Genomic DNA, 9272 nt, shown 5'->3' with positions numbered 1-9272 from the left:
CTCGGGCAGCTGACGGAGATCCGCCGGCTCGCGGACGCGGTCGAGGAGGGGGAGATTGAGCGGTGACACCGGAGCCATCCTCACGTCCGGAAGGAGAGACCCCGCCGCCGGCATCCGGGGCGGGAGGATTGGGAGCGATCAGGCGACATCAAGCGGCGCCGTCCCGGCGGCGCGTCCGTCCGCCCCGAGGGTGATGCGCTGGATGCGCGCCTCTGCGCGCTGCAGCAGCGTCTCGCAGTGACGCTTGAGGGCCTCGCCGCGCTCGTAGATCGCGACGGACTCGTCGAGCGGCACGTTGCCCTGTTCCAGGCGCTGCACGATGCCCTCGAGTTCCTCGAGGGCCTTCTCGAACGGCAGATCCGCGGTTCCGGCCGGGCCGGCGGGTGCGGAGACGGCCGCGCGGCTGGCATCGGACCGGGCTGCGGACATGCGCGAAGATGCTCCCATGATGAGCGTTGGGTTATGGCGAGTGAGGTCGCGCGAAACAACCCTTTGGCAGTGCCGCAGGGCGGAGATGAGGCCGCTTATGCCCGTTTACGCGCCAGGGCTGCGTTTCGGCCACAGTGGAATCACTCGATGGTGAGATGGAACGGCTCTCCTTCGAAGGCGTCCGAACCGCGACCGATCGCCGCGATGGCCGTCACCATCCGTCCGTCTCGGCCAAGCAGCGCGTCCGCCACCGCGACGAGGCGTCGGTTCGGCGTCGCCGAGGGCGAGGCCTGGCGCAGTTCGCGGGCGATCTCGGCCTCGTCCCGGTCCGGCCGCAGGGCGCAGGCCGTGATGAAGGCGGCCGCCGTCGAGCGGCTGATGCCGGCATAGCAGTGGATCACCAGGGGCTGCTCCCTGCCCCAGGCGCGCACGAAGTCGAGGAGCCGCTGCACATGCGCCTCGTCCGGCAGCACGTGACCGTCGAGGGCATCGGTGATGTCGCTGATGCCGACGAACAGGTGGTCGGTCTCGGCGATGCCGGCCGGCCGGGTCACCGGCGTGCCGACATTGATCAGCGTCACCACGTGGCGCGCGCCCGTCTCCGCGACGGTCTCGGGCAGGCGGGACAGGGCGCAGACGTGCAGGGTCGGCATGGCGGCGGGGATCCTTGTCTACGGGACGGTGACGGCCTGCCCCGCCTCGACGAGGACGTGGAAGCGGGCGAGGAAAGCCCCTTGCGCCTCGGCGGTCGGCCAGGGATCGAGCAGGGGATCGAGGGGCGTATCGAGACGGTCGGGCTTGCCGAAGACCCGCACGGCCTCGACTTGCGAGAAGCCGGCGAGCCGCGTCGCCTCGAGATAGGCGCTCAGGCGGTCGGCGCGCTTGATCAGGCGCTGCATCGCGGCGGTCGGCGCGGGAGTGAGGCCGAAGCGCAGGCGGATCGCCGCGAGCAGCCGGTTCTCCACCGCCTTGTAGGAATGGCCGATCGCCGCCTTGAACGGCGAGATGATGTCGCCGATCACGTATTCGGGCGCGTCGTGCAGGAGCAGCTCCAGCCGCCCGGCGGCGCCGAGGGCGGGCTCGAAGGCTCCGCCGATCGCCTCGACGAGGAGTGCGTGCTGGGCCACCGAGAAGACGTGCGGGCCGGCGGTCTGGCCGTTCCAGCGCGCCACCCGGGCGAGGCCGTGGGCGATGTCGACGATCTCGACGTCGAGGGGCGAGGGATCGAGGAGATCGAGGCGCCGCCCCGACAGCATCCGTTGCCACGCCCGCGGCTGGCCGCTCACGTCGACACTCCGAGGCCGCCCGGGCCCGGCAGCGCGGCGCACGGCGCATGGCGGCAGCAGCCGACGAGGTGGTCGTTGAGCATGCCGACTGCCTGCATGAAGGCGTAGACGATGGTCGGGCCGCAGAAGCCGAACCCCTCCGCCTTGAGCGCTTTCGACATTTTTCGCGAGACTTCGCTCTCGGTCGGGATCTCGGCACGGGTCGCGGCCCGCGTCTGGAGCGGGCGCCCATCGACGAAGTCCCACAGGAAGGCCGAGAAGCCAGGGCCGCGCTCCTGGATCGCCAGGTAGGCCCGCGCGCTGCGGATCGTCGCCTCGATCTTGGCGCGGTTGCGGATGATGCCGGTGTCCTGCATCAGCGCCTCGACGTCGCCCGGGCCGAACCGTGCGATCGCCTCGGGCGCGAAGCCCGCGAAGGCGTGGCGGAAGCCGTCGCGCCGGCGCAGGATGGTGATCCAGGACAGGCCGGCCTGGAACCCGTCGAGGATCAGCTTCTCGTAGAGGGCGCGGTCGTCGTGCTCCGGCACGCCCCACTCGGCGTCGTGGTAGGCGACGTAGAGCGGGTCGGTGCCCGGCCACCAGCAGCGCTGGCAGCCGTCGGGATGCGGAATCAGTCCGGTCGACATCCGGTGTCGTGTAGCGGGGGCTGCCTGGAACGCAACCTATTCGACGAACTCGGCCGCCGCGAAGCCCTGCAGGTAGAGGAGACCCGTCAGGTCGCCGTGATCGATGCGGGCATGCGCGGCGGCCGCCACGGCGGGCTTCGCTCGGAACGCCACGCCGAGGCCCGCCTCCTCCAGCATCGCCAGGTCGTTGGCGCCGTCGCCCACCGCCAGGGTCTCGGCAGGGTCGAGATTGAAGCGGCTGCGCAACTCGATCAAGGCGTCGCGCTTGGCGTCGCGCCCGACGATCGGCTCGGCGACGGTACCGGCCAGGGTCTCGCCCCCGGTCTCGAGGCGGTTCGAGCGGTGCTCGTCGAAGCCGATTTGCGCCGCCACCGGCCCGGTGAACAGGGTGAAGCCACCCGAGACCAGGGCCGTGTAGGCACCGTGGGCCTTGAGGGTGCGCACCAGCGTGCGCCCGCCCGGCGTCAGGGTGATGCGCTCGGCGATCACCGCGTCGATGGCCGCCAGGGGCAGTCCCTTGAGCAGCGCGACGCGCTCGCGCAAGGCCGGCTCGAAGGCGATCTCGCCCCGCATCGCCCGCTCGGTGATCGCCGCCACATGGGCCTTGAGGCCGACCTGGTCAGCCAGCTCGTCGATGCATTCCTGGCCGATCATGGTGGAATCCATGTCGGCGAGGAAGAGCCGCTTGCGCCGGTGCGGACTCATGGCCTGAACGGCGAGGTCGATCGGCTCGCCGTCGAACGCCGCGCGCAAGCGATCGGCGAGGGCTGAGGCAGCGGCAGGCGCACCATCGACCAGGATCTCAGCCGCGACCTCGCCGTGCAGGATGCGCGGCTGGTGCTCGGTCGCCAGCACCCGCCGAGCCTCGGCCAGCACCGCGTCGGTGATGGCGGGGCGCTCCGGGTTTGCTATCAGGGTCGCGACCAGGGTCATCGGATAAGCTCGGGCTCGTCGGTGCGGCGCGTCCCGGCTGCGCGCGAGAGGGGCAGGCATGGACGGGCGGGTTCGGGCGATCCTCATCGCAGGGCCGACCGCCTCGGGCAAGTCGGCCCTGGCGCTCACGCTCGCCCGCCGACACGGCGGCGTGGTCATCAATGCCGATTCGATGCAGGTCTACCGCGACCTGCACCGGCTGACCGCCCGTCCGAGCCCTGAGGAGGAGGCGCAGGCGCCCCACCGCCTCTACGGCACGGTCGACGGCGCGGTGAATTTCTCCGTCGGCCACTACCTGGCGGAGGCCGGCAGCGCCCTGCGGGAGGCCTGGGAGGCGGGCCGCCTGCCGATCGTCGTCGGGGGCACGGGGCTCTACTTCATGGGCCTGGCGCAAGGCCTCTCCGAGATCCCGCCGGTTCCCGATTCCGTGCGCGCCAAGGTGCGGGCTGGCGCCGAGGGGCGCGACACGCCGGAGCTGCACGCTGCCCTCGCCCGCCGGGATCCGGACAGCGCCGCCCGTCTCGATCCCAACGACCGCCTACGGGTGCTGCGCGCGCTCGAGGTGCTGGCCGCGACGGGACAGCCGATCACGGCCTTCCAGGCCGCCCGCCGGCCGGGCCCGCTCACCGGCGTCCCTTGCGCCAAGCTCTTCCTCACCCCGGACCGGGAGGTGTTACGCGCGCGGATCGATGCCCGCTTCCTCGCCATGATGGCGGCCGGCGCCCTCGACGAAGTGCGGGCGCTGGCCGCGCGCGACCTCGACCCGATGCTGCCGGTGATGCGCGCCCACGGTGTGCCGGGGCTGATCGCGTACCTGCGCGGCGCCCTCTCGTACGACGAGGCGGTGGCCCGCGGTCAGGCGGACACGCGGCGCTACGCCAAGCGGCAGGTGACGTGGTTCCGGCACCAGGCGGGGGCGGATTGGGCATGGTTAACGCCGGAGGCGGCGACGGCGGAGGTCGAGGCGGGAATGTGGGACGGGCCGCCGTGACGACAGCAGACCCGGCGACCCGGTCTCCCGGGTCGTCAGTTCGTCCTGCCTGGAGGCGATCACCGCTCACGCCCGCCCGCGCCGCCCCTCCACCAGCCACATCGCCAGGACGGCCGCCGCCAGCGCCGCCAGCGCCGCGAGGCCGAGGCCCAGCGGATAGACCGAGACGCCCCGCACCACCGCGCTGTCGCTCGGGCGGAAGCCGATCCAGTCGGAGCCGGCCAGCCGGCCGGAGCGGGCGATCTGGAGCCGCGGGATCGCGATCCCACCTCCCGCCTCGGCGAGGCGACGGACCGAGCCGCCGGTGGCCTCGGCGATTCCGCGCAGGCGCTCGGTGTCGCTGAACACGTCGACAAGCTCGCGCGGGTTGGCCGGGCCGACGCTCACGAAGGCCACGAGGTTGCCGGCCCGCAGGGTGTGCAGCCCGAGCTCGTCGGCCTCGACGGTGGCGGCGAACAGGCCGGGCTTGTCGGGGTTCAGCGTCAGCGTGCGGGCCTTGCCGCTCGGCGCCGTCACGGTGACGGGCTCGGCGGTGTCGCCCATGGTCTGGCGCTCGACCCGGACTTCGCGTCCATGGCCGGTGGCATTTGCCCTCAGGGCCTCCTCCTCCAGGGCCGGCTCCTTCATCAGCCAGTGGCCGAGGCGGCGCAGCAGATCCAGGTGAGGCCCGCCCTCCTGGTAGCCCCGGGCCCAGAGCCAGGCATGGTCGGACAGGAGGAGTGCCACCCGGCCCTTCTCCTCGCGGGAGAGCGCCAGCAGCGGCAGGGAATCGGCGCCGGCCATGATCGGTGTGATCCCGGGTCGGACTTCGGCGCCGATCAGGCGCAGCCAGTCGCCCCAGGCCGGGGGCGAAGCCTCGGAGCCGGGCAGGTCTCGGGTGACCGGATGGCGCTGCCCGCTATTGGTGAGTGCCGCCTTGTAGGCCCGCTCGACCACCCGGCCATTCGGCTCGCCCGGCAGGATCGCGGCGAGGCGCGTGCGGGCGAGGCTCGCGGCCGAGGCGAATTCCGGCCCGGCGGCGATCAGGAGTGCCCCGCCCTCGCGCACGTAGCGCACGATGTTGTCGAAGTAGCTCGACGGCAGCACGCTCTGGTTGGCGTAACGGTCGAAGATGATGAGATCGAAATCCTTGATCTTCTGCTGGAACAGCTCGCGGGTCGGGAAGGCGATCAGCGACAATTCGGAGATCGGGGTGCCGTCCTGCTTCTCCGGGGGGCGCAGGATGGTGAAGTGGACGAGATCGACGTTGGCGTCGGACTTGAGCAGGTTGCGCCAGGTGCGCTCGCCGGCATGGGGCTCGCCGGAGACGAGCAGCACCCGCAGCTTCTCGCGGATGCCCTCGATCGGCAGCACCGCGCGATTGTTGGCGGTGGTCAGCTCGCCCGGCAGCGCCTCGGCCTCGATCTCGACCACGTTGGGACCCCCGTGCTCGACCCGCAGGGTCAGGTTGAACGGCTGGCCGGTGCGCACGGATTGGCGCACCACCTCCTCGCCGTCGCGGCGTACGGTCACCACCGCCGAGCCGGTGCCGCCGCGCTCCATCACCTCGGCCCGGATGGTCTGGTCGCGCCCGACGATGCCGAAGCGCGGCGCCTCGATCAGGCGGATCTGCCGGTCGCGCTCGTCGGGCCGGCCGGTGACCAGCACGTGGAGCGGCGCCTTGAAGCTCAAGGCGGCGAGGTTGGCCGGGATGTCGTGGACGACGCCGTCGGTCAGCACCACCACGCCGGCAAGGCGATCGGGCGGCACGTCGGCGAGGGCGCTCGACAACGCCGTGAACAGCCGCGTGCCCTCGTCGCCGCCGGCCTCCGGCACCTCGACGAAGCGCGGCTCGATCGGGTTGAGCGTGGCGAGGCGCCGCTCCAGCTCGGCCCGGACCCGGTCGGTCATCGCCGGCCGGTCGCCGAGGGCCTGCGAGCCCGAGCGATCGACCACGACGGCGACCACGTCCTTGACCGGCTCGCGCTCCTCCTGGACCAGCGAGGGGTTGGCGAGCGCCAGGAGCACCAGGGCGAGAACGAGGACGCGCAAGAGCGCCACCGGCCCGCGGGCCAGGAACGCGACCACCGCCAGGATCGCGGCGAGGCCGGCCAGGCCTAACAGGACCGGGACGGGAACGAGCGGGGCGAGACTCAGGCTCAGCATGAAGAACACCGTTGGGTGATGCGACGCCTCACTGCCCCAATCTCTCCAGCAGCGCCGGGACGTGGACCTGGTCGGCCTTGTAGTTGCCGGTGAGCGCGTACATCACGAGGTTGACGCCGCCGCGGAACGCCATCTCGCGCTGGCGCGGATCGCCGCCGACGAGGGGATAGACGGCCTCGCCGCGCCGGCCCACCGCCCACGCGGAGGCGAGGTCGTTGCCGGTGATGACGATCGGCGAGACGCCGTCGCCGGCGCGGGCCGGGCGGCGCTCGCCGCCCTCGCCGGCCGGTGGCAGGGCCTCGACCCAGGTCTGGCCGGTGGCGTAGCGGCCGGGAAAGCCGTCGACGAGGTAGAACGCTTTGGTGAGCACGTGGTCGCGGGGTACCGGCTCCAGTTCCGGCACCTCCAGGGTCGCGAGCATGCGCTGGAGATAGAGCGCCTCCGGCGTCGGCGGTCCGCCCGGGCGCGCCGTCATCGCGTCGCGGGTGTCGAAGATCACCGTGCCGCCGTTCTTCATGAAGGCGTCGATCCGGCGGATCGCCGCCTCGCCCGGCAACGGCCGGCTCGGCACGATCGGCCAGTAGATCAGCGGATAGAAGGCGAGTTCGTCCCGGGCCGGGTCGATGCCGGCGGGCTCGCCGGGTTCCAGGGCCGTGCGGCTCGCCAGCATCTGGGTCAGGCCGGCGAGGCCCGCCCGGCTGGTCTCGTCGACGGTCGCGTCACCGGTGACCACGTAGGCGATGCGGGTGACGAGCGCCGATTCGATGCCGTTCGGCCGGTTGGCGGCGGGCTCGACCGCACGCGCCGGATCCGGCGCGGCGCCCAGCACCAGGAGGCCGAGGACGAGCGCGGCGGTGGCGGGCCGGCGGCGCAGGCGCGCCGCCATCAGCCCGAGGAAGCCGCCGAGCCACAGGCTCGCCAGAGTGTCTAAGCCCAGGAGCAGCAGGGCGGTGAGGAAGAACGGCCCGCGCAGGTCGCGGGTGCGGGCCTCCTCCAGGCCGCCGAAGCGGGCGCCCGCGAGCGCCTTGAGGTCGAGGGGCTTCAGCCGGTCCTCGGCGGTGAGCGCGTTGACCGCGAGGCCGCCATCGGCCGGGCCGTAATAGCCCGGCGGGTGATCCGGCGTCGCCCGCTCGGTCCAGGTCGCCGGCACCGCCCGGGCGGTGGCCGGGGGAGGCTTCAGGGCGCCGAATCCATCGAGGGTGAGTCGCGGGGCGAGCACCGGCGGCGGGGCGCCGGGCGCGGCGCCGGTCGTGGGCGGGGTGGTGCCGGCGAGCGCCACGACCCGGCGCAGCATGGTCACGAACAGGCCCGAGAGCGGCAGGTTCGACCAGGTGGTGTCGGCGGTAACGTGGACCAGAACCACCATGCCCTCCCCCCGCTTGGCGGCGGTGACGATCGGGGTGCCGTCCTGCAGGGCGGCCCAGGTGCGCCGGGCGAGCTCGCCGTCCGGCTCGGCGAGGATCTGGCGCCGCACGCCGATATCGGCCGGCGGCGTCAGGCCCGCGAACGGACTCTCGGGTGCGAAGGGCGCCAGGGTGCGCGGGCTGTCCCAGGACAGGGTGCCGCCGAGATTGCGTCCGCCCCGGCGCAGGCGCACCGGCACGAGGTCGTCGCTGCCGGCGGCGAGCCGCGGCCCGGCGAAACGCAGGAGCAGGCCGCCCTTGTCGACGAAGCCCGAGACCCGCTCCAGGGTGGCGGGGTCGAGGGCGCCGACATCGGCCAGCACCAGCACCGAGACCTGGGAATCGAGCATCTGGCCGATCGACTCGGCGACGCCGCGCCCGGCCCGGGGCTCCTGCACGTCGGCGAAGGGCGTCAGCGCGCGGGAGAGATAGTAGGTCGGCGAGAGCAGCGGCTGCGCCTGGTCGGCAGTGCCGCCGAAGACGAGGCCGACCCGGCGACGCCGGCCGCGCTCGTCGGCGAGCACCACGGCGCCGGCCGAGTGCTCGCCCGCGACCTCGAACCGCGCGATGGTGTTGCGCAGCTCCACCGGCAGGTCGAAGCGGACCTCCGTGGCGGTGGCGTCGCCCGCGAAGGCGAAGTTCGTCTCGGCCAGAGGCAGGCCCTTGGCGTCGAGGGCCCGGACCGTGCCGGCCTCGCGGCCGTTGGCGGCCGCCCGCACCACGCTCACGCCGAGCTGCCCGCCCGAGGAATCCGGGCCGGCTAGCCCCAGGGCCGGCGGACGCTCGGCCTTGAGCACGGTGACGTCGGCACGGTTGCGCACGGCGGCCGCGGCGAGGCCGGCCGGGAAGGCGTCGCCGTCCGGCCCGGCGACGCCGTCATGCACCCACACCACGGCCGAGCCCGGCGACCGCTCCAGGAAGGCCGTCAGCGCCGGCAACTGCGCCGACCGGTCGGCGAGGTGCGGCAGCGGCTCGATGGCGCGCAAGCGCTCCAAGGCCGGGCCAGGGCCGGTGGCCTCGAGCCCCGCCGGAGCGGCCGCGGTGGCGAGGAGCGCCACGGGCCGTCCGGCGCGGGCGGCGGCCTCGACCTCGGCGGTGGCGACGCGGACCCGGTCGCGCCAGTCCTGGGCGGCGGTGAAGCCGTTGTCGAGGACGAGGAGCAGCGGCGTGCGCCCGTCGCCCGCCGCCTGGGGCGTCGGGTTCCAGACCGGCCCCGACACCGCCAGGATCAGGCAGGCGGCGGCGGCGAGGCGCAGCACCAGGAGCCAGGGCGGGGTACGGGCCGGGGTCTCGCGCTCCGGCAGCAGGTCGGCGAGGATGCGCAGCGGCGGGAAGTCGATGCGGCGCGGCCGCGGCGGCGTCACCCGCAGCAGGTACCAGAGCGCCGGCAGGGCGATCAGGGCCGCGAGGGCGGCGGGGGCGGCGAAGCTGAGGGGCAGTCCGAACATCGAAGGCGTCC

8 protein-coding genes are annotated in these 9272 nt (G+C 73.4%); 1 reads left to right on the top strand and 7 read right to left on the bottom strand.

What is annotated here, in order from left to right; translation table 11 throughout:
• Nucleotides 1-138: 138 nt before the first annotated feature.
• From MFF64_RS33175 to serB, 5 genes are all read right to left on the bottom strand, one after another.
• Nucleotides 139-429 carry an exodeoxyribonuclease VII small subunit gene (locus MFF64_RS33175; protein ID WP_099955825.1) on the bottom strand — a complete coding sequence of 97 codons (291 nt, stop codon included), beginning with the start codon at nt 427-429 and terminating at the stop codon, nt 139-141.
• A gap of 140 nt (nt 430-569) precedes the next feature.
• On the bottom strand, nt 570-1082 hold the full coding sequence (locus MFF64_RS33170; RefSeq protein WP_099905467.1) for a tyrosine phosphatase family protein: 513 nt from the start codon (nt 1080-1082) through the stop codon (nt 570-572).
• An 18-nt stretch (nt 1083-1100) separates the two neighbouring features.
• Nucleotides 1101-1685 (bottom strand): YfbR-like 5'-deoxynucleotidase, encoded by a 585-nt coding sequence (locus MFF64_RS33165; protein ID WP_099905465.1) that lies wholly within the window; start codon nt 1683-1685, stop codon nt 1101-1103.
• A gap of 26 nt (nt 1686-1711) precedes the next feature.
• Nucleotides 1712-2341, bottom strand: coding sequence for a DNA-3-methyladenine glycosylase I (locus MFF64_RS33160; protein ID WP_099905463.1), 630 nt, complete (start codon nt 2339-2341; stop codon nt 1712-1714).
• Nucleotides 2342-2377: 36 nt separating this feature from the next.
• On the bottom strand, nt 2378-3274 hold the full coding sequence (gene serB, locus MFF64_RS33155; protein WP_099905461.1) for a phosphoserine phosphatase SerB: 897 nt from the start codon (nt 3272-3274) through the stop codon (nt 2378-2380).
• Between the two features lie 58 nt (nt 3275-3332).
• On the opposite strand from serB, the gene miaA reads away from it, so the two are divergent.
• Nucleotides 3333-4265 carry a tRNA (adenosine(37)-N6)-dimethylallyltransferase MiaA gene (gene miaA, locus MFF64_RS33150; protein ID WP_099905459.1) on the top strand — a complete coding sequence of 311 codons (933 nt, stop codon included), beginning with the start codon at nt 3333-3335 and terminating at the stop codon, nt 4263-4265.
• Between the two features lie 66 nt (nt 4266-4331).
• On the opposite strand, the gene MFF64_RS33145 is transcribed toward miaA, so the two are convergent.
• Together MFF64_RS33145 and MFF64_RS33140 are read right to left on the bottom strand one after the other, a co-directional pair.
• The gene (locus MFF64_RS33145) at nt 4332-6410 is read right to left on the bottom strand and encodes a hypothetical protein (protein ID WP_238193465.1); all 2079 of its coding nucleotides are present in this window, start codon (nt 6408-6410) and stop codon (nt 4332-4334) included.
• A gap of 28 nt (nt 6411-6438) precedes the next feature.
• Nucleotides 6439-9261, bottom strand: coding sequence for a DUF4159 domain-containing protein (locus MFF64_RS33140; protein ID WP_238193464.1), 2823 nt, complete (start codon nt 9259-9261; stop codon nt 6439-6441).
• Nucleotides 9262-9272: the final 11 nt, after the last annotated feature.

The organism is Methylobacterium frigidaeris (assembly GCF_022179185.1).
GTDB lineage: Bacteria > Pseudomonadota > Alphaproteobacteria > Rhizobiales > Beijerinckiaceae > Methylobacterium > Methylobacterium frigidaeris.
Note: the sequence above shows the minus strand (reverse complement) of the source record. Positions and strands in the feature narration are given on the sequence as shown.